21 protein-coding genes and 1 pseudogene are annotated in these 26462 nt (G+C 57.5%); 5 read left to right on the top strand and 17 right to left on the bottom strand.

All coding sequences use genetic code 11. From position 1 onward, the window contains the following. Nucleotides 1–105: 105 nt before the first annotated feature. Genes SE91_RS25865 through SE91_RS25885 form a run of 6 tightly spaced genes read right to left on the bottom strand, consistent with a single transcriptional unit; the run spans nucleotide 106 to nucleotide 5510 of the window. The gene (locus SE91_RS25865) at nucleotides 106–678 is read right to left on the bottom strand and encodes a DUF8788 domain-containing protein (RefSeq protein WP_156489788.1); all 573 of its coding nucleotides are present in this window, start codon (nucleotides 676–678) and stop codon (nucleotides 106–108) included. A gap of 17 nt (nucleotides 679–695) precedes the next feature. After that, nucleotides 696–1115: a DUF8788 domain-containing protein gene (locus tag SE91_RS25870; protein ID WP_061849629.1), complete on the bottom strand. Its 420-nt coding sequence runs from the start codon at nucleotides 1113–1115 to the stop codon at nucleotides 696–698. Continuing rightward, on the bottom strand, nucleotides 1112–1909 hold the full coding sequence (locus SE91_RS25875) for a hypothetical protein (protein WP_061849631.1): 798 nt from the start codon (nucleotides 1907–1909) through the stop codon (nucleotides 1112–1114). The genes SE91_RS25870 and SE91_RS25875 overlap by 4 nt, the downstream gene beginning before the upstream one ends. Nucleotides 1910–1913: 4 nt before the next feature. Next, nucleotides 1914–2393 carry a DUF8788 domain-containing protein gene (locus SE91_RS38280; protein WP_502687151.1) on the bottom strand — a complete coding sequence of 160 codons (480 nt, stop codon included), beginning with the start codon at nucleotides 2391–2393 and terminating at the stop codon, nucleotides 1914–1916. Nucleotides 2394–2427: 34 nt separating this feature from the next. Further along, nucleotides 2428–3960, bottom strand: coding sequence for a phenylacetate--CoA ligase family protein (locus SE91_RS25880; protein WP_061849633.1), 1533 nt, complete (start codon nucleotides 3958–3960; stop codon nucleotides 2428–2430). A 2-nt stretch (nucleotides 3961–3962) separates the two neighbouring features. Then, on the bottom strand, nucleotides 3963–5510 hold the full coding sequence (locus SE91_RS25885; protein WP_197489513.1) for a pyridoxal phosphate-dependent decarboxylase family protein: 1548 nt from the start codon (nucleotides 5508–5510) through the stop codon (nucleotides 3963–3965). A 621-nt stretch (nucleotides 5511–6131) separates the two neighbouring features. Here SE91_RS25885 and SE91_RS25890 point away from each other — a divergent pair. Continuing rightward, nucleotides 6132–6740 carry a sll1863 family stress response protein gene (locus tag SE91_RS25890; protein WP_061849637.1) on the top strand — a complete coding sequence of 203 codons (609 nt, stop codon included), beginning with the start codon at nucleotides 6132–6134 and terminating at the stop codon, nucleotides 6738–6740. Nucleotides 6741–7620: 880 nt separating this feature from the next. Here SE91_RS25890 and SE91_RS38175 read toward each other — a convergent pair. Next, nucleotides 7621–7872 (bottom strand): annotated as a pseudogene (locus tag SE91_RS38175) (IS110 family transposase); the annotation flags it as partial. A 107-nt stretch (nucleotides 7873–7979) separates the two neighbouring features. Between SE91_RS38175 and SE91_RS25900 the strand changes: the two are divergent. The 4 genes from SE91_RS25900 (at nucleotide 7980) to SE91_RS25920 (ending at nucleotide 12480) form a co-directional block, all read left to right on the top strand. Beyond that, a complete protein-coding gene (locus SE91_RS25900) occupies nucleotides 7980–8264 on the top strand; it encodes a DUF3892 domain-containing protein (RefSeq protein ID WP_061849638.1) in 285 nt (94 codons plus the stop codon). Nucleotides 8265–10398: 2134 nt separating this feature from the next. Next, nucleotides 10399–10875, top strand: coding sequence for a transposase (locus SE91_RS38285; RefSeq protein WP_283806320.1), 477 nt, complete (start codon nucleotides 10399–10401; stop codon nucleotides 10873–10875). Between the two features lie 346 nt (nucleotides 10876–11221). Beyond that, nucleotides 11222–11692, top strand: a complete 471-nt coding sequence (locus SE91_RS25915; protein ID WP_156489789.1) for a hypothetical protein — start codon at nucleotides 11222–11224, stop codon at nucleotides 11690–11692. Nucleotides 11693–12234: 542 nt separating this feature from the next. Continuing rightward, nucleotides 12235–12480, top strand: a complete 246-nt coding sequence (locus SE91_RS25920) for a hypothetical protein (protein ID WP_061849646.1) — start codon at nucleotides 12235–12237, stop codon at nucleotides 12478–12480. 384 nt (nucleotides 12481–12864) lie between these two features. Here the strand turns inward: SE91_RS25920 and nifA are convergent, their stop codons facing one another. The 10 genes from nifA to SE91_RS25975 form a co-directional block, all read right to left on the bottom strand. Continuing rightward, nucleotides 12865–14682 carry a nif-specific transcriptional activator NifA gene (nifA, locus tag SE91_RS25925; RefSeq protein WP_082813807.1) on the bottom strand — a complete coding sequence of 606 codons (1818 nt, stop codon included), beginning with the start codon at nucleotides 14680–14682 and terminating at the stop codon, nucleotides 12865–12867. 1240 nt (nucleotides 14683–15922) lie between these two features. After that, a complete protein-coding gene (locus SE91_RS25935) occupies nucleotides 15923–16909 on the bottom strand; it encodes a nodulation protein NodZ (RefSeq protein WP_061849649.1) in 987 nt (328 codons plus the stop codon). Between the two features lie 266 nt (nucleotides 16910–17175). Then, complete coding sequence (locus tag SE91_RS25940) at nucleotides 17176–19224, bottom strand: carbamoyltransferase family protein (RefSeq protein ID WP_061851319.1); 2049 nt, start codon at nucleotides 19222–19224, stop codon at nucleotides 17176–17178. A gap of 161 nt (nucleotides 19225–19385) precedes the next feature. Next, the gene (locus SE91_RS25945; protein ID WP_061851320.1) at nucleotides 19386–20174 is read right to left on the bottom strand and encodes an ABC transporter permease; all 789 of its coding nucleotides are present in this window, start codon (nucleotides 20172–20174) and stop codon (nucleotides 19386–19388) included. After that, a complete protein-coding gene (gene nodI, locus SE91_RS25950) occupies nucleotides 20174–21088 on the bottom strand; it encodes a nodulation factor ABC transporter ATP-binding protein NodI (RefSeq protein WP_061849650.1) in 915 nt (304 codons plus the stop codon). The genes SE91_RS25945 and nodI overlap by 1 nt, the downstream gene beginning before the upstream one ends. Beyond that, nucleotides 21076–22797, bottom strand: coding sequence for a nodulation protein NodU (gene nodU / locus SE91_RS25955; RefSeq protein WP_061849651.1), 1722 nt, complete (start codon nucleotides 22795–22797; stop codon nucleotides 21076–21078). Before nodU ends, nodI begins: the two co-directional genes overlap by 13 nt. 13 nt (nucleotides 22798–22810) lie before the next feature. Then, entirely contained in the window at nucleotides 22811–23440 is a 630-nt protein-coding gene (gene nodS, locus SE91_RS25960; protein WP_061849652.1) for a nodulation methyltransferase NodS, read from the bottom strand. Nucleotides 23441–23453: 13 nt separating this feature from the next. Next, a complete protein-coding gene (nodC, locus tag SE91_RS25965) occupies nucleotides 23454–24818 on the bottom strand; it encodes a chitooligosaccharide synthase NodC (protein WP_061849653.1) in 1365 nt (454 codons plus the stop codon). A gap of 15 nt (nucleotides 24819–24833) precedes the next feature. Further along, the gene (gene nodB / locus SE91_RS25970; RefSeq protein ID WP_061851321.1) at nucleotides 24834–25442 is read right to left on the bottom strand and encodes a chitooligosaccharide deacetylase NodB; all 609 of its coding nucleotides are present in this window, start codon (nucleotides 25440–25442) and stop codon (nucleotides 24834–24836) included. Nucleotides 25443–25483: 41 nt separating this feature from the next. Further along, on the bottom strand, nucleotides 25484–26077 hold the full coding sequence (locus SE91_RS25975; RefSeq protein ID WP_061849654.1) for a NodA family N-acyltransferase: 594 nt from the start codon (nucleotides 26075–26077) through the stop codon (nucleotides 25484–25486). Between the last annotated feature and the right edge of the window lie 385 nt (nucleotides 26078–26462).

A 26462-nucleotide genomic window follows, 5' to 3' on the forward strand; every position in this document is an offset into this window, starting at 1 on the left:
CGCAGTATCTGCGAGACTTCGAGTGTTCTGCATCTGAGTTGTGAGTAGGTGCTATCGGAACAAAACGGGAGCACCGGCTTGCCCGAGCGACGGCTCCGCCACTTCTCATTGATGCAGGTCTTCTTTCGCGTTGAGTTGGGCATGGCCATCTAGCGGAACCACCTCCAGGATCGGTCCATCCAAGTTAAAATAGCATTTGCGGCTTCGATCGATCGTGTCGCATTCGAGCACAAGGCGATAGGGATAGAGACCCGGCTCCAGATCGGGCACGATTGATCCTGCCCAGTAATAATAGGATGGCGTCCACGGACTGCGAACCTTGTCCGGGCCGCCATAGATCTTTAGATCATTGCATATCTTGCGGTACTGCGGCGTGTTGTCGGACAGAACGAACACGATGTTTACGACGCGTGCGAAAAGGGGCCAACTCCCGTCGGGACGCTTTTCCATGTCGGTACAATAAAGCAGCCAGTTCAGGACCTGGCCCTGGCGACAGACGGTGCGCAAGGCGTTCGTACCTTTGCCGGTACTCTCGCCGCCATTATCCATCAGCCCGGTGTTCCCGGTGACGCTGCCGGTCCGTAGTGCGCCTACAACGTCTATGAGTGTGACGATGTTCAACTGCGTGGAAGGCAGAGTGGGGATGCAAGGAGGCTTTTGAATGTCGGGTTGCATCATGATGAATTCCCGGTTCGCTAAGCGTTGTGAGAACGTTGGAGAGAGGCATCGATCAGGCGTGCGTGCGCACCGTTGTTAAGCGTCCGCGTTCGGCTGCCGAGTTCTAAGGTCAGGCCATAAGGTAGGTTACCGACCGACTGCTTCACCTTACCGCGCCAGTAGGAGATATCTGAGTCGCGATAGGTTTTACGCTCAAGCTCGCAGATGTCCGGCGACAGTTCGATCGCCCGCACTGCGGCATGGGTCTCGCATTCAATCGGAAGCAACGTCCAGATGATCCAGTCTCCCGGTGCCACTGCAGTTGCGAGCTCGGCAGTCGCCTGATTGCGCGATCCACCAAGACGGTTGTCATCGATCATGTACAGCGAGCCAGCCAGCGTATCCGCCTCCAGCGCGCCAACGACATCCACGACTATTCGAATATTGATTGTGCTCATATCGCCTCTCCCGCAGCGCTCGTCAGACAAGAAGGTAGGATCGGCAGGAGGCCGGGAAAGAAGCCGCCAGTGAAGCCGTTGATGCCCGGGGCGGTGCCAACCTGGATGCTGCATGTCAGGCTGAAGGGCCGCGGTTCCCACACCGACTCGCCGTTCTCCTGAACCTGCTGATAGAGCGTTACGTCCATCTGATATTCGTGGCAGCCGACCTTGGCTGTATTAACGGTAGCGCTCCAGTACCAACCATCCGCCAGCAAGTCGGGCGAACCGTATAGAGCTGGATATAGAATACCGTGCTCTACCGCCGGACCGCGGATGTGGGTGACAACCGGGGGCGCGCTGGCCTCGGCGGCGGGGTCGTCAGGTTCGAGCACCTCGCCAGCACCATTGAGCAGGGGGGCGTCATAAGGCCGGACCGCGCCGTTGCGGCGAACTAGCAGGGGCTTTGGCATACTAACGGCTTCCGGATCAGACAGCAGCTTGGCTCTACCGTCTCGGGTCGCCTTGCGGAGTGCGTCCACCAGCCGGTGTTCGGTATTCGCCTCGTTGTAGCGGTGGCGATAGCTGCGGGGCAGCGTCAATGGCAAATCGGCGACTCCGACGGTGATCCAGTTCAGGACCGCCTCCGTCGCCTGCGAACCGTCGGCATTGTAGACACCGGGCACATTCGTGACGCGGGAGCCGGCTTGCGGAGCGCATGGGCCCGTATTGTCGATCAGATAGGCATTCCCGTCGAGAGTGCCCTCTTTCAGAGCCGTCACAATATCGATTACGGCAACAATCGAAATCTGCATCTTATCATCCTCCCGTTGGAGCGGATTGTGCGACCGCCCAGATGGGCGGTGAGGCCTGAGGCGGCATCGGTTGCCCTGCCGGTGGAGGCATGAATAAAAGGGACGGCCCGTCGATTGTAATGGTGCGCCCAGTCAGGCCGCCCGTGACGAGCGTCAGCCGGTAGCCATGGCGCGAGCCTGGAGCGAGCCACCAAGGGACGTGTCCGTGCCAGCGCAGCGCCCAGGGAGCCGGAGGGCCTGCGGCCGGCGGCGCGTTCCCGTCGAACGATACGCCCGTCAACCAAGCCATAGTCTGGACGTCGAGCGGCGTCAGGGTCCAGCGGACCAGCTGCCCCGGCCAGACAGGGCTGGTCAACTTAACGGTGCCAGAATCCTGCCCGCCGCAAAGACTATCGTCAAACAAGAAGACGTTGCCGTCGGCCGCATTGCCAAGTAGCAGGGCGACGACATCGACGAAAACTCGAATATTAAGCGGTGTCATCATTTGCCTCCTCCGGCGGCGGTCCTGGTTACGGTTATCAAACGCGGTCGACGACGAGGGGCACCTTTCCGACTGCCGTCCGGACCAAGTCAGTCCCCGTTGGATCTACAAACCGGATGGCAAAGCTGTAGCCTGAGCTCCGCAGGCTCGCCTCATTCGCTTCGAGCGCGTTAAAGACGGACAGGGAGCGGACCAGCCCGGCGATGATCAACGGCGATGAGCCCTCCGGTGTAAGGCGTGCGGCGACGTGCGCCGAGAGGGACACGGCTTCCGGCGTACCGAGCAACAAGTGGAACTGGCGCTTCGCGCGATCGATCTGAAACTGCATGTCAGTGGCGACACTGTCGATCTCCAGAACTTGTCGCCGGCGGAATTCGGCAATGATGGCCGCTAGGGCCTGGGACGCCGAATATTGCGTGTCGCCTATATGCATGAAATCGCCGCTGCGACCGACATACTCAAACTGCATGGCATTCAGACTGGGCGACCGCAGATCCGGGCGACGGATGACTCGGTCGCCTATTTTGTAGCGCAGTACCGGGGCCGCGTTACCGAACAGCCGGGTGACCACCAGTTCGCCTTCCTCCCCCACCGCCGCCCATTGTCCATCCGGCCTGACCACCTCCACCAGGTGCAGGCCGGGTACCGCCGTGAGGACGGGGCTTTCCGGGTCGAGCTGCAGGCCGATGGTTTCCGCTTGGGTGGCCGCGAAGTAGCTCAGCACGATCAGGTTCGGATAGGCCTGCCTTAGATCCGCCCGCGCCTTGGGAGTCAGCACGCCACTGCCATAGAGGGCCACGCGGAAGCTGTGCCGCGCCTCGCGGGATAGGCCGTCAGCGAAGCTCGCGAGCAGCTTGATGCTTTGGGTAATGCCCATGATCGCCTTCGGCCCAGGATAGGACATCATCAGCTGGAAGACTTCACGGCTCATCGGCCCAGCGCCGATAAAGTTGACCCCGGGAATCTTCTGAAGCACGCCGCCCACCATGGTGCCGCTGCTCCACATCTGATAGTCGGCAAGCGTGGTGGCCACCCATTTCGCACCACCGCCAGCAAGATGGCGCGCCATAATGTGTCGGCCCATGAAATCCCCCGCCCAGCCGTATGTCTCCTGCAGCTCGCCTAGCGGATAGACAGTTTCCGATGGTTTGCCCGAGCTAGTGCCACCGCTCGCCACGACCTCAAAGCCACAGCGCTCGATGGGCACGACCATGCCCGGCCGCCTCCCCGTGAACATCTGATGGAAGTCTTCTTTTTCGGTCTGAGGCAGCGCGCGAAACCGGTCGAAACTGTCCACCGGACCGACGCCTACAGCATCATTGATGCGTCGGCGCCACAAGGGGTTGATGCGGGCGATAGAGACGAGCTGCGACACCCTGCGCTGGACAATGCCGGCTTGCGCTTCCAAGCTCATTTCATCGATCCGACAGCCGACATGAGCTTGCGCGGAAAGGAGTGTGGTCAGGAATGAGGGCAGATCTAGCACGTGATCCACAGTGCGCGGATTTAACATCGTGTCCGGCTGCGCCTTGTAGTCGAAGTTGTCTAGCGGGGAGGCGAAGTGGCCCATAGTCATTCCTCAGGTTCGAGTCCAACGGGTAGGTCTTGGCCACCCTTTGTGGAGTCGTTCTCAAGAATGTCGCCCGCATGGCGTCGGATTTCCGCCGCCATGCCGGCGATGTCGGACAGACCGATCCTATCATTCATGAGAACGATGCGAAGCATCGTCTGTCCATTTAGATCGACCTTGGATAGGAGATACCGCCCCGCCGCCCGTACGCGGTTGCGCAGCTCAAGTTGGAGGCTAGAGAGGCTATTACCGCTCAGACCCGGAGGCTGATGAACGAAGCAGAGGATATTGGATTCAGGCTGGTAGGGTACGATGAAGTCCGGCTGATCGATGAAGTAATCGTACGCGGACCTGGTGATCTTCACTAACTGCTCCAACTTATCGGCGAAGGCTCGGCGACCATATAGCGACCAAGCCAGCCACAGGTTGAGGATTGTCGGGCGCTTTGTGCATTCGAAGTTCTTCACGCCGCTCTGTACGGCAGCCATCTCATCTTCGAACGGGTCGAATACATAACTGTCCTTCTGGGGGAAGGCGGTTTCCGCCAAGCCCTTCTCGCGATAGAACAGCAAGGTGCAAAGGGCCGGGACAAAAAGAGTTTTATGGGCATCCAGGCAGAAAGAATCCGCGAGCTCCAGTCCCGCAAGGCGTGGCCGCAGTTGGTCGGAAACCAGAAATGCGCCATTGTGCGCCGCATCCACATGGAGCCAAGCGCCGTGTCGCTTGGCTAAGGCAGCAAGCTCCGGCAACGGATCGTTAGCGCCAATCGCGGTCGTCCCGGCCGACGCAATCAGGCAAAAGACGTTCAAGCCCTGGACCATCGCCCCGTCTATGATCGAACGCGCGCGTTTTGGGCAGATCTGCCGTCGTTCGTTCAGCGGCAGCCGTATCACCTGATCCTGGCCGATCCCAATGATACCGGCAATACGGGAGACCGAGAAATGCGCATCCTCACCAATGGCGATGGCTGGCCGGCCTGCGCGGCCAACCGCAAGTCCGCCGTTCCAGCTACCCGAAATGCGCCGATTACGGGCTACTAATGCGGCAGTCATGTTAGCGAGCGAGGCCCCGGACGTCGTCACCATCTCGAAGCTGCCTTGCGGCCAGCCGATGAAACGGCCGAACACCTCTTCGATCAGCCGGTCCGCAATGTTGGCGAGCTGCCCCGCTTCGTAATAGGAGGCCGGCTGGGGGGCCATGGCGGACACCATCTCAAAAACTGCGGTGACGGGCATCACCGAGCTGAACTGGCGGCCCATATATCCGCGGGAGTTCACCTTGATTCCTGTTTCCAGGTAAAGTTCGAGGATGTCGGCGAAGCGGCGCGAGTCGAAGCCCCCCGAATCAGCCTTCGTCATGAGACTGCGGGCCCTTGCCATCAGGTCGACTGGCCTTTGCAGCCGGACCCCTTCCACCTCGTCACGCGAGAGCATATCAGCGAGCCACTCGATAGCCTGATGAGCGGCTGCGCTGAACTCTCGGACCTTGAAAGCCGATTCTGTTTCGGTGGCGAACGTCTCGCGCTGATGCGAAGAACCTTCGTCAAGCACGCAAAGACTGTCCATAATCGTAGCGTCCCTCAAGGTTAATGATCGCTGCCGACTCACCCGCGGTACAGGTCAGCTATATTCTCGGTCGCGTGTTAGGCAGTGTGATTGAAAAGCGCTGTCGTGAGGGTTTCACTGGGGTGCCGCGTTGTCGCACACAGGCAGCAGCGCAAAACAGAATGACCGTCTTAAACATCGCGATTTCTTTCAAGTCGCTGCGTCTCATGTCCGATATTTCCAAACATCCAACAACGAGTGCAATGTAGGCGACATGGTGCTCGTTTGGTGACCACTGAGCGTGCGACATTCCTGCCGGTCGAGTCACCTACCAGGAATGGTTGGCATCCTAGGCAACGCCGGAACCCGCCCCTGCCTGCGCGACACGAAACTTTTTCGTATGTTGGTTCCTGACAGCTTTCACCCGCGACAACTTTTCGGCCTAGCCGGAGTGTCACTTATACAGACGAAGGGGGACCAACGACGCCCGAGGTAGAACGCTATCAAACCTGCCAAGGCACAGGCTCACTGCTCGCAGTTGCTTAAGACGAAGCAATTGACACAGGTCAACACGGGCAACGTGAAGCTCAGAGATCATTCAACATCGGATAAACAACGGAGACGATCATGCTAGAACAGAGCGGCGTGCACTTCTACCTGAACTGGGCCAAGGAGCGGATCGAGGAGATGGATGCCGCACTAGGTTCGTTCGAGATCAGAGCTGGCAAGGCTAAGGCCGAGGCCGAGATCAAAGCCGACCGGATTGTCGCTGATCTGAGGAAATGCCGCGACAAATTCCAGGCGGAGCTCAAGGCGCAAGCGCAAGCTGGCGAAGCCACTTGGGCGCACACCAAGATGGATCTTGAAAGGCAATGGAACACCTTCGAGACGCAGATGAACGCCTACTTCGAAAGCGCCGGCAAGCAGATCGATCAGCAGCAGGCCACGTTCAAGGACATAGCCGGAGCGCAGGCAAGGGCTTGGCACGAGGCCGCTGACAAGTTCCGTGAGGCGGCAGGCAGGGTGGCAGCATCTCACGCCGGCGAGTTCGAGGCCGGACTCGAGCAGATGAAGGCCGATGCGTCTACGGCGAACGCGCGTCTAGCGACGCTGAAGCAGGCGGGCGGCGAGTCCTGGGCGGCGCTGAGCGCCGCCTTGGCCGAATCCCGCAAGGCGTTCGATCAGGCCAACCAGGCGGTCTGGCATGCGTTAAAGGGCTCCGGCGCGAAGAGCTGAAGGTTGTCGGGTTCGTAGCCGCCACTCCAGCGGAGATGCAGTCTTAGAGTCTGGTCCCGCAAGAATACTAGGCCGCCATCAGCGAGCCGTCCTTCAACAGGACGATCCCGTTCGCGACGAGTCCGACGTAAGTTGCGAGATTGGCGAAAGGCGGGCCGGAACGACGGAAAGAGCTCAGTGCGACCATTGGAGCGGACCTTTGTTAGCGGCGCCAAGGCGTCGAGGTCGACCGGCAGTACGCGGAATGGCAGATGTGGCGGGCATAGACTCGCCGCATCTCAGGTCCGCCGCCACGACAACGATCCAGATCACAGTCCAAGGATTGCCGCGTACGCGGCAAGCCCCGGTCAGTAGCAGCTCGCGATCGGCGCCGAACAGAAGGTTCGGTTGCGACAGCGCGCGCGATGAATGCGGTTGCGTCTGAGATTGGCGCCGACATCAGCCACGACCAAGGCCACTTGTCCTGTTCGTGATCGCCGGCGAGTGCCCGCCCCGCCGATCGAGGCACCGCTCGAAACGAACAAAGCCACGAACGATCTGCGTTGCCGCCGAGAAAGATGCGGGCGAAGAGCACGACGTACATGAGACGTCGCGCAAATCGTTGAGCTTGCCCCGAAGCTCGGCATGCCGCCGGCAACAGCCACGCCGCAAGTGCGATGATCCCGGTCACCGGGCGAGGCGGCGCTCAGGCGCGTGCGCGACGAACCAATTTGGGTTGGTGTTTGACATCGATATCCTCTCCACCCATCGAGATGGCGGCATGCTTAATCCATATACCAGAAATTGGCGTGCCAATGGGCCGCGGTTTGACGATAACGCAAAACGAAAATGCCCTTCTCATGGGCCACCAAGATGGGGAGCTGACGCTGGAGAACGATTCCTAAGAAATGGCAGCACCGACTTTCGGCTCCGGGGGTTGGAGAACAAAGCCGAATGCCTTTGCACGCCGATGCAAATTGTTGACTACTCGCGTTCGGTAACGCGTTTCGTAGGACGAGGCCCCCGGGTCGACATAGTCCATTCCGTATCGCAAACTATTGTAGAACAGAATTGCGATCTTGCGGACCGTGGCGGTCACGGCCTTGGCCTTGCGGATGCGCGCCGAGAGCCGTCTAAAAAAGGCGCCGAGCGCCCAGCGAAAGGTCTTCCTACGCACCTACCTGAATTGGTTGGCTGCCTAACCCAAGCATCGTGGACTAGGTTGGTCCTCAACCTTTTGCCAAATTCAGGAAGACGAGAATGGCCAAACTCGCACGCATTCATTGCATCAATAAGACCAACAGGATGAATCCCCACGAGAGGATTGAAAATGTCGGTGGTGTAGATTCAGACGGCAGTCAATGGAAGCAATCTATCGGTCAAACAATCAAAGACATCGAAAGTGGCGAATGGGAGTTCTATGTCGAAGAAGACGGAATCATAGCCGGCTTGATCGTGGCGACACACGATGGACACAAGTACATCAAGACGACGGCGGACGACATTCAGCCCGACGATCTTCTTTCACTCGCTGAGTGTCCGTAATTTTCGGCAACATCCACGCCTGGCGCGAATGCGGTTTGCTTAAACGCCGCAGACGAATCGATATCCAATTCACAGGACGCTATGCTTCGCTGTCACCTTCCCCTTGGACGCGCGCGCTCGCCAAGCGGTTCTGTCTCACGAGGCACGATTGGTGCAGGAGCACTCGACTAAGACATGAACACTGAAGACGAGAAGAAGTCCCAAACCACGCGAGCCGGCTCCCGGCATGCCTCTCTACCCCAGCAAGGCGCAGATCGCTCGCGAGCTGGGCGATCGAGCGAAGGATTGGAAGCGCATCGCCAAGTCCAGCCATCCGGAGGGATGACATGGAGCGAATGGAGCTGACAATCTTACCGACCGGAATCTTGGCTGGGCCAGCCAACGCGCATGGGCAGTATACGAAGTGGGTAATGACTCCTGATCAGGTTGTCTCCGCGTCTCACGGAGAGATGAAGAAGCGCGATGAGACGTGCGATAAGCAAGGGACTGACACCGAAACCGCCCTAAGTTACGTCAAGTACCACACAGGAGAGTTCTCCTTCACAGCCTTCACATGACTTCCCAGAACAACTCGCAGCTTTCAACTATCGGCAGCTGGCGTGGCGCGGGAGATTAAGTGCATCTCATGATCCTCGGCGCCCAGTCGCCCAACAACGCAACCATTATCTACCGTCCCCGTTTCACCAACTCGAATAAGGGACTCTAGCGGAACCTGAGCATGTGACCGCAGTGCCGTTATCCGGCTCCTGTTTTCAATCGCCGTGACAGCCCTCGTGGTGATTGGCGCATTAACGGCCGTTCGGTCCTTCGCCGGAAACTGATGGGGAACGCCAAAGTCAGCGTAGAGGCGCCGTAGCCGGGCTCCTCAACGCCAAGCGGTTCTGTCCCGCGCCGACCGGGCCGCCCCCCGGGCGATTGAAAGGCGGTCGGTGTGGTGAGATGTTCTTCTCTCAATTACGTGCCACATCACCTCTGAGCCCTCGTACGTGATCTCTCCGTTAGAAGCGCCGTCATTTCAGCTTAAAGGGCTCACGATTCTGCCGACCGAGTTTTCGCTTTCCTTCGACGAGTTTCGCACCACCCACCCCTGTCGCCTCATCTGGCGACAAGGCGACTTCATCGGGGTGGAATTCCAAGCGGAGACCGCCAGGCACTTCAATGTGGTGCACGCTTCTTGGCGCCCCTGCTCCCCTACAGCCGCGCGTTAGCGGTGTACTGGATGGACGCTTGAACATCGGGCACGGCATTGGGGTCGCCGGTACAGAAGCCATTCTGCGACGCATTGAAGGGGCCAGGATTTATCACGACGTTATGGTTCCATGTGATGGCGCTGTCGCTCATACCCGCTTTGACCAGACCCAATGTGGTCGCAATCCCGGCCGCTGTGCCCACCTCGAGCTTTTCGCCGTGTGGACCCAAGTTCGCCGCCGCCGCCCGCGGCGACTTCTAGTGTCAGATCGCGTTCGGTGCGGCGGACCTTCACACTGTCACGCAACGCATCGGACCGCACCGGCGCTGCGGCCATCGCGATTGCGAGCCTGCCGGCTTCCCGCGCGATTGCAGTGGCAAGCTGCCGTTTGAGCTTAATGGGCAGCTGAGCGATTTGTCGGTTGAAGTCGTCGTTCGGAGAATTACCTCCATCGAACTGTCATCGGCTCTGCGCATCAACCATGTGCTAAACTACACTCCCAGCATTCAAGGAGCGCGAAGTTGGCTAAGAAGGAAGATTGGTTTGCTGCGAGTGGACACCCGCTGATCTGCGAGCCCTCAAGAAGCATTCAAAGGATCGAACTCGCGTCGCGAAAATCTCTAAGGAGCTGAAGCGCACCGAGGGTGCGCTTCGTCAGAAAGCTATCGTGCTGGGAATCGGATTGGGACACCGGCGGTAATTAAAGACCTCATGGATTGCATCCGGCTGCCAACTTCCGATATCGATTTAACATCCATCTCACGAGTTCGAGTGAAGACTATCGATTGTGCAATGGCGGCGGCCCTGCACTTGACCGAGGCAGAGAACTCGCGGTCAGCCAGCCCCGTCGGCGAGTTTCTCGGGCGCCGGCGCGGAGCCAAGCGCAAGAAAGGTTCCAAGCTACATCTGGTCGTGTCGATCGGCTCGGCCATCTTCCGGCGCTGCATGTCACGCCCGCCAACACCGACGATCGAGGCGGGATTGGCCGGATCGCCAAGACGATTCAGGCAGAGACTGGTCAGAGCGTCGAAGTCTCCTTCGTTGACCAGGCTACACAGGCGACAAACCTGCAACGGCGGCTGCAGACACGGCATTGCCCTTGAGGTCATAAAGCGGTCGGAGGCCAAACGAGGCTTCGCGCTGCTTCCAAGCAGATGGGTCGTCGAGCGATTCTTCGCGTGGGCCACACGCTTCCGAAGGCTGATCAAAGACTACGAGCGATGCGCGCAGACCCTCGCCGACCTTCACCTCATCGCCCTCGTATGCATCATGCTCAAAAACGTCGCTAACCCCGCTGCTGGTCCTCGACAGCTTCTATTCCCCCTCGTTCGGCGTAGTCGCACGTCATATTTGCTCTCCGCGAATCGATTAGGCATTTCGGTCGCCGGAAACTCCACGTCCACAATCTGGACGGCGACCTAATCGCGAACTAAAGATCGCGCCGCATGACATAGACGCTGCCGGACCGAGCATTGCGGATCCTGCGTCAGGTGCTGGCAACCGAGGCCTCACCCGACAGCCTTGCGGCTGAGCTTCGGAAACTCAATGTCTCGCCCAAACAGACCAACCTCCGCCTTCTATGATGTCGGCTGTCACTATTGTAAAAGCGACGTTGTTTGAAATTCGGGGCCGTCACAGGCCACGTAGGCACGGAGGCCTACAAATTCTAATAGGTGACCAGTGCGACGTTCTTCGGGCCGAATCTCTCCGCACGCTGCACTGCCCAGTCAGCGGCATTAAGCGCAACAAGGTCTTAAGGAAGGCCAAAGTGATGTCGCCAATAGAAGCAATCTTCAGCTGGCTAGAAGCGCAAGATCTGGACCTGCAGCTTGATATCGCGTCATTCGGCTCATTCTTGATATTCGAGGATGGCGACGATCCATCGCTTAGCGTGCCGGAGCAGCTCGAAGCTCTTCGTCAATGGTTGAACGAACCCGAATTGGAATCCCAAGCCGCCGCAAACCGCGCTCTGACCTTCCGTATCACCATCGATTACTTCGTCGAGAGTAGAACTACCGGCTGCGGATGGAAGACAATCGAAGCGAAGCTGCACAAAACTTTAGACGAGGCTAAGTGTGTCGGGAATTTCTCGGCTGCACGCAAGGCGCAAAGGATGCTTCAGCTTTTGCCCACACGACAAGAGAGATGGCATGAGGTGGCGAGATCCTGGAATGAACTGGCTTCGACTCGCCTGACACTTGAGGCTCTCACTGATTGGACGATAAGCGTCCCGACCTGAAAGTTACTTCAGCCGAGTATCCTCCATTTGCTGGCATCCCACTGGGCATATCTGTCAGTCCGAAGTCGAACCACTGGTATGCGCGATCGATGCAGGTTCGAAATAATGAGCTCTGTTGCATTTTCATCTCTTCTCACGCTGAGTTCCGCGTACACGAGGCCTTCGTGAATGTGGTACTCGCCTACGTCGAAGTAAGTGCATTGGAAACCGATCGCGCCATGGTCCAACTCTGAAGTACGGGCCCAACGGATAAATCCTCTCCGAATTGCTGCCGACGCTTAGCGAAAAGGGGCGCCACGCCTGTCTTGAAGGACGCACCAATTTCACTCTTAGAATACTGAAATACCGAATTATTTGACAAAAGCGTCAACTAGTCATCATGGCTTCAACAATCGCATATATAGGCTCCGATCAACGCATCGACATGCAAATAACATGAGCTGAATGACTGCGGCTCTTTTGAGCATTCAAGCGTCAGCTTTCGACCTCCCAATTCTGCAGCAGCATGCCCTGCTGAAAGAATCTTTTGCTGGAGTCCATTCATGGATCAAACTTCTTCACCACAGAAGCAAATATTGGACGCTCTGGTGAGCGTGGCATTTGAGAAATCATGGCGTTTCGTAGAGAAAGACCCATTCCTGACCCATAATGCCGAGGCATTGCTGCGCGCTCGGCTACGTCTCCACCTTGAACGTTCATTGAAAATGGGTGAGAAAAATGTACTTCAACTGGCAAACAACGCGATCTGGAATTTGCGTACAGAACTTGGACGGCGGCCCGAACTATAATGGACTATAATGCGGCCTCAATGGAGGCCGCGAAGTCGACCGCAAGTGCCGACTGCCGCCGTACGACGCACCCAACTTGCATTACCTTGAGCGCCTCCAGTCGCAGCTCGCGAATCCGACCAATCGTCGCACATACTCCGTCGTTGAAGTATTGTAGGTAAGCATAAAGGTGGCATAAAATTGCGCCCCGTCATTGTGCACCCGATTGGCACTTGGTATGCCGCCGGCCGGCCAGTGTCTCGCGTACCAAGCCTGCCTTTCTGCTGTCCTGAAATCCGATCAGATAGTGCCGAGGTTACTCTGCGGCCCGGTGGTGGTCAGTCTACGAGGGCCTTTGCAGATACGAGAACCGACAAATTCAAATCGACCAGGTTCAGGAGCGACTCACAGGCGCTTAATTTCGATGCAATATTTCCTCAGTGCGTATCCGATTTGGCGCGGTGTGAGTCCGAGTAGGCGCGCCGCCTTTGCCTGCACCCAGCCAGCTTTCTCCATGGCGGCAATGAGGCGCTCGCGATCCGTCAGCTTGCCACCGCTCAGGATGCCTCCATCGACCGGCTCAGCCGCGACAGGCGGACTCAGGACCGCAACCGGCGTTACTGCCTCGGGGATTGGCGTAGCTGCCATGGAGGTTAGCTCACCGATCAGCGCGGCCCGCGGCTTCGCTTCATCCAATCCGCTCTTCCACAGCAGCGCGGAAAGGCATTGACCATGGCAGCAGGCAAAATCGTTCCTGACGATGAATGGCCCCGGCGCCAGTGTGGCCGTCCGCTGCACGCAATTCTCGAGTTCACGCACATTGCCGGGAAATCCGCAATTCATAAGTACGTCTAAGGCACTCTGATCGAACGTCAATGTACGACTGTTCTTGCAGTTGAAGCTCTTGAGAAACTCAGCGGCAAGCAGCGGAATATCGCTGCGCCTTTCGCGCAAGGGAGGCAGCATCAACGGAACTACGCTAATACGATAATAGAGATCAGCGCGAAACTCGTTCTTTGTGACCGCCCCTTCCAGGTCCTTGTTGGTTGCAGCAATCACTCGGACGTCAACTTTCATTGTGTGGCCGCTACCCACCCGCTCGAACTCTTGCTCCTGAAGAACCCGCAACAACTTCGCCTGAAAAGCCCCTGAGATCTCGCCAATCTCGTCTAGAAAAAGGGTTCCCTTGTCGGCTAGTTCGAAGCGCCCTTTGCGCGAATTAAGGGCACCGGTAAAGGCTCCTTTTTCATGGCCGAACAATTCGGATTCCAGGACGGTCTCGGGCAGCGCCGCGCAGTTCATTTTGATGAACGGCCGTTTTGCACGCGGGGATAGCTCGTGAATTGCCTTGGCCACCAGCTCCTTGCCGGTGCCTGATTCACCTCGGAGCAGAACCGTGGCATTTGACCTGGCTACCACCGCGATCTTGTCGAGCAACCCGCGGAGTGCCGGACTGGTACCGATAATACCATCGATGTGAACCTTTTTACGCTCACGCGCTGGCTGCTTGAATTCGAGTAGTTCCTTTTGCCACCGGTAGCTCTCCGCCATGAGGCGCTTGCGGTCGCGCGCGACCAAGCGATGGAGCTTCACCGCCTGTCCAATCAGGTTTGCGATCATGGTGAGTAGCCTGACATCGCAATCGAGTGGGAACATCGAGTCCAGGTCGGGCACACGCTCAATGGATAGGGTGCCAACGACCTTTTCATCAATGCTTATGGGAACCCCAATGAACGATAATCGCATGTGGTCGGACGCACCGAGCACATCCAGGTCAGCTGCGGTAAATGCGGGATGCTTGGCGATGTCTTCAGCGACAAACGGCATGCCCGTTGTCACAATCTCCTCAATCGCCATTTGCGGTAGGCGCATGCGGTAGCGCTCATCGCTTCCTTCGCTCCACCCAGCGCCAACCGCAATCTCGGGTTCGTCATCGTCCGCTAGGAGAGACACGACACCGTGCCGCATCTGCAAAGACGACTGTAGCAAATCGATTACGTTTGCCAGCGCGACTTCGAGTCGCGAAGGACTGGCGAGCATGTTCGATATTTCGAACACTCCTCTGAGCGCAATTTCATTCACCGGCAAGACCACGGGATCGTTCGAGCCTTCTTCCGGGCCTTGCCTTTCGCATTCGGATTCACTCTGCACCTTGACAAGTTCGACGCTGCCCTTGCTCTCTTTGCTTGCAGTTAGTTCGCACTTCGAAACATCGTCTTGCATCTCACTCCCGATCTCGCACCTACTCTAACGGCGCCAGGAGATAACACTTGTTCATGGCACGATGATAAACAAGCTTTCATTTGCTTCACGCTCCTTTAAAAGATTCCGCGGGAACTCCGCTGGAATACGACCGACGTCGAGCCAGCAAAGCAGAGCAGCAATTTCTACCGCGTCTACGCATCCGACTACATCTGTTCTACGTTAGCACAAAGAACTTGCGTGACTTGGTCTTAACTCCTAAACAAGATCAGCTTTCCATTCGCGCGATCCGCCTTGTGGCTATGATGTTCTGCAGATGCTCCACGCACAATTCAAGCCACAACAATAGATGTCGGCGTCCATGTTCAACAATAACGCGAGAGCGCGTCGCGGTCTGACATTCGACAAATGAGCGAATCTCCGCTTTCGCCCTGGCGGCATTCACTCTCGCCAAAGGCGTGCAGGATTTGGACCAATGCGACAGGGAGAAAGCTGACATGATTGCGACGCAGTGTCACGCCGCGCAAACAACTTAGCACCTTCCGGACATGTGGCGCGTGCCGTTCCGAACAGCAGTAACCGCGGTGTATCCGCTCTTTGCTTGAAAGGTCCCACCGGGGACACGTGCGCCCGCCTCTTTTCGCATGAGCGCAACCTGGACAATCGTGGGCGTTGTCGGAAATGCTTCAAAACATGCAAAGGCAGACAATTTGTTTGCGAGCCGACGAGCATCACGTCCGCTGGAGCATCGATGGCAGAGAGCCTCCGATGCGCAGGAAAAGAGGCGCAAGATTTCGCCGCGGTGATCTGAGAATGAGGCTGCGGCCGGATGCCTTTCAATTTGCCCTCTCTCTCACTCCAAACCGGGCTCTTGACTGTCAGGAGGCTGTTGCCATCGAGAACGACAGCTTACGTGTAAGCGTGCAGATCGGCTTCAAAAGGGTAAATTGTCTTGGCGTCCTTCAGCAGGATCAGGAATCAGACGTGGCAGCCTAATACGTCCGATTTATCCGCTAGCCATCCCACAGACGACACAAATATGAGCAAGCTTCGCTCCGGGGTTTTGCAACCTTTGACTTCATGAAGTGATCTAGAGGCGCACTCGCTCCAGGGCTCCTTGGCCCTTCACCAGCAAGCCCGTTTGTCGACGCTAAGTCTCCCACAGGACAGCCGACCCGGCTCGGCGGGAAAACACTTCATCGACGGAGCCAACAAGCTCATGAGACATCGTCGTAGGATCGGCGAGAATATGCTATGTGGTTTAGGCGACCGGGTAATCCTTGGGCGGCTCGTCAATCAAGATTAGGCGGGTCGGATCATTCAAATCGAACTCGATGCTGCGCGGGGCAACAAGTCGGGCATAGCGGGTAAAGGCGCTGGTGGGCGGAAAGCGAATCACGGTATCGCATCGTCCGAGAAGGTACATCTCGATGAGAGCCGACGATCCCCCGTCCGCTCCCAATTCGGCATTGTGTAACGGGCCTGCTTGATCGGCCTGAAAGCGTTTTGAGATCGTGAAGATGTCTGGGAACCTAGCCGAGACCTGATCCAAAACCTTCGGGCTGTCGGTGCATAAAAAGACCCGCGTGGGTTTTGCATGGGGCAATGCTTTTGCCTTTTGGATGGCAGTGCACACCTGGCGCAAGGCAAGCTCTGGATCGGCCCAGTATGGCCTGTGCCCCATGATATCCTCGCCATTTCCGTGTCGAACATGAACGCCGATTACGCTGCGACCCTCAAAGTGCTCGCAATGTATCGCATCGATCCGAGCTTGAATTTCAGACCGCAGTTTGATGCTACGAAATATCTGTCGCTCGGCGTCCTGATCGCAAGCCCACATCAAGCAAGCATCACACACCACGGTATTGGCGTGAGTATCATCTTTGGCCTCGAAGAGCTGCCTCAGCTCGTCGCGTTCTCGGAATATCTGTTCGTCCGGTCGATAAACGCAATCGATGGATGGTCGATTCCACCAGGTTGGAAAAAACGGCCCGGGAAGAGAAAGGGAGTTGACCCGATCATCGCAGATCACACGTACGCCGGCGATGTCATGAACCGGTTCGAAAAACACTCGAAAAGCGTTGGTAAAGGGTTGATCGAGATAGCAAGAGCCGCGCCAATCGATAACCAGTGTACGTCCTGTCCGCTTGGCGTACTGCCAGGCTGCCGCGAGTGACCACAGGCAGTCGCCGAGACCAGTACGTCGTCGAGAAACAACGAACCTTTCCTTCGTAACACCAACAAGCATTTTAACTTTCCTCGTCGCAACGCACCCGATCGATCAGCAAGGTCGCCTTAACTTTAGGCTCCAGCCCTCATCGCATTGGGCGCGGCCTTCACTAACCTTCAAACCTGCTTAGGGCCGGGCCGAGTGGCAATCCGCTCGAACGCTATGGCATTTGATAGAGCGCGCGTCGGTCAGCTCCTCTCGCCTGGGAGGCGTATTGCCGGAATACGCTCTCCTTTGAGCCCTGAAGACTATACTGCGAGGTTCTCCACTATATTGAGCCCGCTTTAAGCTTGCTCTGTCATCTGATGGGACTCACTCTTCAAGTGAATGGCGCTTGAAGGAGGATGTAGGCGGACGCGGCGGTGCTCCCACAGGCCCCTCAGTTCTTCGACGAGAGTTTCGCGCTCGGCGTGGTCCATCATCATCGAATCGAAGAGGTCGCGGAGGACAGCTTCGCCCTTGATCCGCATCAGCAGATCGAACAACACTCCTGAGATACGCACTGTCCCGCCGCCAGAAAACGCGGTGCGGATCTCGCATACCGTCTCTTGCCGATCCCGTGCTGTATGAGCGCGGACGCGATACAGAGATACATAAGGCGGCAATGAAACCGCGAGCGAAGTCCAATCCTCTAGCGTTACCGCCCGCTTTTTGACTAGAAACGGACCAACTACAAGGGCATCGAGCTCGGTGGTCAGAAATGTGGCGACGGCGTCTGCAACCGAATCTACGATCGGTTCGGCGTTATTGTTAAACGAGGTATTGAGCAGAACCGGAATGCCCGTCCGCTTTTTGAACTCGTCGATAAGGCTCCAGTAGGTCGGATTTGACTTGCGCGACACTGTCTGTAGCCGTGCAGTGCCATCAACATGCGTAATGGCGCCCAGCGAGTCGCGCTTGGAATCGCGCACGCGAACTACGAAGTTCATGAACGGAAATTCCGTTCCACTGGCCGGGAGATCGAAATATTCTGGTGCATCCTCCTCCAACACGGAAGGCGCAAATGGTCGGTAGCCCTCGCGCTTCTTGACCATCGCGTTTATGCGGTCCTTGTTAGCTGCAGGTCGGGGATCGGCGAGAATACTGCGGTTACCCAGGGCACGTGGTCCGAACTCCGATCGACCCTGCACCCAGCCGATCACTGCACCGCTTGCCATCCAATCGGCGGCTCTGCCCGACACATCATCGCAGCGCTCAATGTCGAGGTGCCCGGCCCACGCATTCAGTTCCTGTTCAACGGCATGCTCGGTACCGAGATCGGGACCCCAATAGACATCCTGGAGCCGCTCGCGCGGCGCGGGTCGACCACCCTCGTGAGACGCCATCAGTGCGGCGCCTAGTGCGCAGCCGGCGTCGTGGGCCGCCGGCTGCACGAAAATGTCGTCGAAGAGCCCTGAATAAAGTAGCTTACCATTCACGGTACAGTTGTGGGCCACTCCGCCAGCCAAGCACAGCCGATTCATGCCTGTGGCTTCTCGATAATGTTTAAGTATGTGGAACACGATCCGCTCAAGCGCTTCCTGCAACGAAGCGCTGACATCGCGATGCTGTTGGGTGAATGGCATTCCTTTTCGCCGGACCTGAATATTGCGGACCAACGCAGGACCGATGCGATCCAGGTAGAGCCGGTAGCCCCCGTTCTCAGAAAGCTTGTAGAACTGCTCAAAGAGATTGCGATAGGGCGCGGGGTCACCATAAGGAGCAAGTCCCATGACCTTGTACTCATCGAACAAGCTATAGCCGAGATACCGGATCGTCTCGAGATAAAACAACCCCAATGAGTTACTCTCCGGGAAACTCTGGAGTAGGTTAACTTCGGTTCCGGACCCGATGGCTACTAGACCAGAAAGAAAATCACCACCGCCGTCGATTGCAAGCACCAGACTTTGCTCAAATCCAGACATTGCAAACGCACTAACAGCGTGCGCCTGGTGATGACTTACGAACGAGATGCGGGACGGATCAACTTCGATGCCGAACTCTTGCCCCAGCATCGTCCTCAGCAAAAGCCTGGCATCCATAGGAATAGCGTCCGACGGCTGCGAAACAAACAAGCGCTCCAGCATAGCATTGCAGTAGGCCTCGGTCGCATAGAACGCGATCCGATCGACGTCTTTCAGTTCAACACCTGCAGCTTCCAGGCAGTATTGGATGGACTGGCTCGGAAATTTATTAGAATGTTTGACTCGGTTGAGTCGCTCTTCTTCGACGGCCGCTATCACACGGCCGTCGCGCACGAGCACCGCGGCGCCGTCGTGCAGAAATGTGCTTGGAAGCTCGGGTCGACATTCATAAACCCGATCTAGTCCGCCGCTCACGCCGAGACACAGCATCATACTCTCCGTTTATTGTAAGAAGACTCAGTTGGTACCAGCGCCTCACAGCCGCTCTCTGCTACATGCACCAGCCCGACATGGACACCCTAAGCGAAATACGACCTTGCCGGATCTCCAAAGTTCGGGCTCTCGCGTTCATCAGATTCGCCACGCCCCGCTCAGCGCATGAGGCGCCGGAGAAGAAGCGCAACCGACAGCAAGAACGGCAAGACCGCGTAAATGCAGAGTGCGCCAATATGGATCCCGACGCTGGCGGCCGGCCGGCCAAGCATCGCCGGACGAATGAGCTCAATCGAATGCTCCAGGGGTAACATGCCTGCTACGATCTGGAAGGCGGCTGGCAACTGGCTGATCGGGAATACCGCGCCGCACAGGAACACCATGGGTGTAAGGACGAGCGTTTGGTAGAATACGAAATAGTCGTAGCTAGGCGCTAGCGACACGATCACCATCGCCAAGCTCGCGAAGACGAACCCCGTGAGAGCGATTGCGGGTAGCGCATAGAGCATGGAGGGCCATGCCGCATAACCCATTCCCGCGGCAACGATCGTAATTCCTGTGCCAGCCAGCACGGCCTTGCTGGCTGCCCATGCCACTTCACCAAGCAGGATGTCGCCGAGCGTGAGCTGTGTGCACAGCATTGCCTCCCAGGTTCGTTGGGTGTGCATGCGGGCGAATGTGGCGTAAATGGTTTCGAAGCTTGCGGAAGTCATCGCGCTGGTCGCAACCATGCCCCCGACCAGGAAATCGATATATGAAGTCCCGTTCACGCGGCCGACAATCAGCCCGAGGCCAAAGCCAAGACCAAGTAGATTGGTCATTGGATCGGCGAGATTGCCAAGAAGCGATGCAAGCGCAATCTTCCTCCATGCCAAATAGTTGCGACGCCATACTGCGACCCAGTTAGCCGCATTGGCCGGCATGGCAGCGCTATAAGTCATTCTCATCATATCTCTATCTCGCGTCCGGTAAGTCGCAAGAACACATCCTCGAGATTCGGCGGACGCTCCAGAAGGCGCAAACCCGCCCGCCCCCGCAACTGCTTACGCACCTGCTCCAGATCTGGTGCATAGCAAAAAATAGTCTCGCCGCTCTGCTCGATGCGTTGTGCGTAGGGCCTGATCAGCTCAATGGATTCCTGCGGATTTCCGCCATAGATCTCCATGACGTCACAGCCAATCTGTTCGTTGATCAGCGCGTGAGGCTCGCCTTCGGCGATCTTGCGTCCTTCTTCAAGCACGCACAGCCTGTCGCACAACCGCTCAGCCTCTTCCATAAAGTGAGTGGTCAGCAGGATCGTCTTGCCACGCGCAAGTAGCGATCGTAGTCGTTCCCAAATCAAGTGGCGGGCATGCGGGTCGAGCCCGGTCGTAGGCTCGTCCATCACGAGCAGTTGCGGATCGTTGATCAGCGCACGTGCCAGCACCAACCGCCGCTTCATGCCGCCTGATAACTCGGAAACGCGCGTATTCGCTTTGATCTCGAGGCGGGCAAAATCGAGCAGTGATGGAGTAACCGCCTCGATTTCACGCGCGCTTAAACCGAAATAGCGCCCGAACACCAGTAAGTTCTCGCGTACGGTGAACTCGTTCTCGAGATTGTCAAACTGCGGGACCACGCCCACGCCTGCGCGTGCCAGGCGGGCCTGTACCGGCACTTGCTTGCCGAGCACCGCGATCTTGCCAGAGTCCGGCGGCACCATGCCGAGGATCATACGCACGATGGTGCTTTTGCCCGCGCCGTTCGGTCCAAGCAGACCGAAGCACTCTCCCGCCGCAACACTGAACGTTAGCCCGTTGACAGCGACTTTGCCGCGATACGATTTGTGTACAGCGGCAAGGTCGATCGCTACGCTCGACATGCGTCCATCTCGGCTGGTCGATCAGATAACGACGCTTCTGTTGCTGGTGTTCTGCTCCACAGCAGACCATCGCACCAGATCTGTTCGATGCGTCCCCATTCGCAGGCGGCTGCGACATCGGGGAAAAAGCCACGTCCATGATGGTTGGCGCTTGTATTGCAAAGCAGCGGGATGCCTGTGAGTTTCTCATATTCAATGAGCAACTCAGCAACCTTATGCCCCGATGTTCTGCCAACGGTCTGCAATCGTGCAGATCCGTCAAGGTGCACAACGGCCGGGATCTTGTCTCGCCATTCTGGCCGCGTCTGATGGTCGAAGAGCATATAAGGGTCCGGCGTTCCAGGATCGAAAATCTCCGGCGCTCGGTCTTCCAGACATATCGGGGCGACCGGTCGGAAATGCTCGCGAATTTTGATGTCGTTGAGATAGTCCTTCATGGCTGGCGAGGTCGCCGCAGCAAGAATGCTTCTGCCCCCCAAGGCGCGCGGTCCGAGTTCGGCGCGACCGGCCAGGAACACCACGGGCTTATTGGTTGCGAGCAGCGCGGCAAGCTCGCTGATGTTGCACGGCGTGGCCCCCCATTCCGCTGATGTATCGCCGCTGGTGAGGGACGGCCCGCTATAGACCGACCATTCCAGCGGCACGAAACCCTTGTCCGCCACCATTGCCGAACAAGCGGCCCCGATTGCTGAGCCACTGTCATTCGGAAAAGGCGGCACCCATACGCCTTCGAACAAGCCGGACGCACGTAACGCACTGTTCCATTTGATGTTAAGGCCACAGCCACCCGCTACGCAAAGATTGCGCGGTCCGTGAAAATTAGAATGCCGCAGCAGAGCAAGGCCCATTTCGTTCACGAGCAGACGCTCAAGGAAAACGTGAAACGATGCAAGAATGTTTTCGGCTCGCTTACCGTCTAATCGAAGGGCGCATTCTCCGAAGTAGTCGTGCGTAGCGGCAAGTGACGCCTCGGCGTCATTAATGTTTGCACGGTAACGCCGAGCAGCCTCCGTGTTCGCCGCAAAGTGCTTCTCATAGCCGTCCTTAAACACCGTTACGATGTCTTCATCAGGCGCCCCCAGGCCGATATAGGCCATCAGCTTGCCCGCGACGCCAAGGTCCCAATTCTTCCGGTTCGGTTGCTGGTACGGCCCGAAGTGGTGGCCCGCAACAGCATAGGCGTGGCCTATCATCGGGAATAAGGATTCCAGGAAGCGGCCGCCACTGGCGTCTACATAATAGAGACGCGGAAAGATGCAGCCGTCCCACACCAGGCAGAAGGCGGGTTCCCCAGCTTTCGCAAACGGGCTAGTGCAGTATGCGGAGGCAACATGGCCTGTGACGTGTGCATAGCTTCGGTAAGAGAAACTCTTCCCGTTGAGCACAAGGCCAAGCCTCTCGTGAGCAGAGAGGAGCCCCTCGGGACGTTCAACATAGGGCGCACCTTTGAGTGTGAGCAGATCGGCCCCACTCAAGACCTGGAATTCCGATTCGGTCTCGCCGTCCCAGCCGTCAATGACGAACTGATCAATGTCGCGGGGATCCAGCCCGTGCTCCGCCAAAGCAAGCACAACCGCGTCGAGATTCTCGATGGTTTGATACCGCCGATTGTTTTCGCGTTTCTCCTGCTCGATGCAAAAGACTAGGCGTCCATCCTCTACAAGAGCGACGGACCCGTCATGCGTCAGCTTGATGCCACAGATGCGCATAGTGCCTCAATGCTTAAGATGGATCTTGGAGTAGAAGGGAGGGTGAATTCGAATTCCGGAAACGAGCCAGCAAGCAGTCTTCGTTGGTCGATTGCCCTTGGCATTGCACCCGCTCGACCTCGACCAATGTTTCGCTCAACATTGCGATGATCGTTTCCGCGCCGGCGACATGCCCCCAGCCTTGGCAGGTGGCATCACGCGCCGATCCGAAAACCAGATGACCACCAGGCGCGAGCATTCGCAGCAGATTGTCGACGGCCGCACGCATCTCGCCGACATCGCGGAGATAGTAGAGAACTTCCGCCACCACGATCAAATCGAACTGCTCTGCCCTCGAGAACTGTTCGATGTCAGAGACAATCCATGTGATGTGGGACCATTGCTTCGTCCGTAGGCTCGCCCGATCGATCGCTCGCGGTACGACGTCGATAACTGTAAGTCGTTCGCAGTGGGGCGCGAGCTTTTCCGTGAAGGCGCCAGCTGCGCATCCGACTTCGAGCGCATTCATGACAAAACCATCCAAAAGCGAAAGCCGCAGCATTTGCGCGTGGCGCTCTCGCTCGAACGGATTTCCGTCCAGTCGCCACGGATCCCCGGCAGCCAGTTCGCGCTCTAACAATTGGTAATTCTCATCCAGCTTCATGGCCAGCCGCTCCTTAGTCCGCACGATCGCTGGCCGCTGCTAGGGCGGCCGCGTCACTACCAGAAGGTCGACGCAAACCATCGCGCTTGCAAACCGGCGCAGTCGGTCCCGAGAGCCAGGCAGCGTCTGGTTGAGACTCTTGGCTCTGCTTGAGCGACTGTTCCCCGCCAGACACCGTCGCCTTCGTCGATTTTCGTGAGAGCCAATCGCTGTTGCTTAAGGTACACAAGGCATATGCTTTGACCGGAAGTAGCATAAAGATATTGATGGGAGTGTGGAGGGAAAAGGCGAGAAATCGTAATTGGCGAGCACGAAAGGCCGCGACGCTGCATCGTACCATTGTCATTGATGCGATCATCACACACGTCCACCATGGCACCGTGCACGTGAATGCGAGTTGAGCGATACCCGTTACAACTGAAAGGGCCAGAAGAAGGGGGCCTACGTTTTGCCCGATAACATCTAATGTCAGGTATGGATCGAGACCTGGCAGAAGCCGCAACGCAAGCAGCGTGTCTCGGAAAGTGCTCCGCGCCCAGCGCAGCTGTTGGCGCAGATACGGGGTCAACTTATCTGGAACGACCGTTGCAGCGTAGGCGTCAGGAACGTACTCAGTCCGAAATCCCGCTTTCAACATGAGGATCGTGAGGTGGCGATCCTCGCCGAAATCACTTGGCTTTCCTCGAAAATATTGCGCCTCGTACTGATCCAGCAGCAAAGCGAGCGCCGATCGCCGGTACATCGCACATGGGCCACAGCAGCACATGACCGCGCCGAAACGCGCTTGAGCTGCACGCTCTTCGTTGCACGCCAGCCAGTACTCCATGTCGATCAAGGAAGTTAACCAAGTGGCGTTCCGGTTGCTCGCTGTTAATTGCCCCATGGCAGCACCGACGTCGGTGTCTTGCATTCTCAGCGCAAGCTTCCCGACCATATCGGTCGCGAGTATCGTGTCCGAGTCGACATTGAGTACAAGATCTCCTGAAGAGCGGCGAATTGCGGCAATCTGCGCCTTCCGCTTTCCGACATTCTTTTGCAGGAGAATGAAATTGAACCGCGAGTCACGCGCAAAGTCTTGATGAACATACGCCACGTCCTCGCGATTTGACGAACCGTCATCAACCACATAGACATGGAGCTGCCCCGCGTAATCTTGGCTTGCGATCGACTCTAGACACGCCGAAAGCGTCTGCGGGTTCTCGTTGAAGCATGGCACGATCACATCCACGCTCGGCATGGCTTCGGGACGAATTGCATGTGTTGGAATCGACGGCGCGTGTGACGGAGAGGCGTGGAAAGCCTGCACGGTCTTGTAGACTGCGGAGAGCAGCGCGTAAGACGATACGACTACAGTGCTGGTTGTGGCAAGCAGGTTCATTGGGCTCAATTTTGTTCAGTGAAGTTGGGGAAGCGGGCTAATCGCAAATCCACGCTCACGCAGTGCTGGAATGAGTTGGGAAAGCGCCTTCAGGGTCTGGCTGCGTAGACCGGCATGAATGCCCCGCCTCAACTCATCGGGAGGGCATCCATCGTGCAGGAGCACAATCGCGCCGGGGCGAACAGATGCTAGTACCGCGTCGACGATCGCATCGACGCCCGGGCAGGACCAGTCCCGTGGATCTACTGACCAGTACAGAGCGGCTAGTTGCGCCTTCGCCGACAGCGCGAGCACTTCTTCTGTCCAAATGCCATAAGGCGCACGCACGCGTCGCACCGCCGCCTGCGGGCATGCGCATCTGATAGCCCGACTTGCCGCTAGGATTTGGTATTGCACTTCGTCTGGTTCGCAGCTGGATAGATCCGGATGTGTCATCGTGTGGTTAGCCACCTCGTGCCCCTCCGCAATCATCCGTCGAATTAGACTCGGCTCATTCGCCGCATACGTGCCAAGGACGCAGAAGGTGGCCGGCGCGCGGTATTCCGCCAATACATCGAGAATATCAGGCGTGCAGTATGGATTCGGTCCGTCATCAAACGTCAAATGCACGCTGCGGGTATCCATGGCGCGCCTGGTCTGCGCTTCGAAGGAGCAATTGGCGTCTTTCACAGCTCTGGCCCATTTCGCTCGATGAATGTGCCCGTCGGCCACTCGCTCATCGGCCGCGCTATAGGGAATACGACGAGGAGAGCTTCATCGACGCGAGTCGGCGGCAAGTTGGGATAGATATCCGGAAGAGTGGAGCGAACGCGAACGCCCGGAACAATCGTCGCCAAACCCGGGCGGCCGAGTAGCCTTGAGATATGCTCTTTGAGTTCATGTCGAACCGTACCGAAGCCGAAGGGAACACCAAGCTGCTGCAGCACAGGAAACATCACGCGCATGGAATGGGAAATTCCGAGCCCCTCGAGGTCCGGACGCACTGCGTACAATCCGAGTTCAGCCACCAGGAGGTCGACTTCGCCGACCTTGATATACCGGCGCAGCCCTCCGATATGGGCCGCCACGCCGCGTTCATCGTATCCGATGACACGGAGCTCAGGTCTCGCGCCCGCCCAGCTTCGAATGCCTTCAAAGGGCTTTGCATTAAACGCCCCTGTCGGCCCGTAGGCATTGCGAAAGAACTCGGATATCTCGGCGTGGTCGGCGAGTTGTAAGTCATTTTCCCAACACGTCCTCCACTTGATCTGAGGGCGCATGAAAGTTTCTCCTGCTTCTTGCAGTGTTCCTGGGGCACGCACGAGCCTAGCGACGAGCAGCGTGACGTTGCTCGTTCCATGGTGGCGTCAGCGACTTTGGATGATGTTGACTTATTGTCGGCGCTTGAGTTGTCGCGGCGAACGGGCGTGCTCTGAATACTCCGGATGCTCTGCGTGCCGCAGCTAACTGTTGCCGTCGTCTCCTTCAGGCGAGTAGCGGTCGGTGCTGTTACAACAATTGCGTCATCTACTGCTCTGCATCCTAGTTTGTTGCCATTGCGCCTAGACGTCCATTCTGCGCGATGATTTTCCGGTCCCCGCAAGGTAGCGGAGGGCCATGCACCTACCCAATCATATCGGGGTAGACGCCTTCCATAGAAGCGTA

Origin of the sequence: Bradyrhizobium sp. DOA1 (assembly GCF_001593325.1) — a bacterium.
Taxonomy (GTDB): Bacteria; Pseudomonadota; Alphaproteobacteria; order Rhizobiales; family Xanthobacteraceae; genus Bradyrhizobium.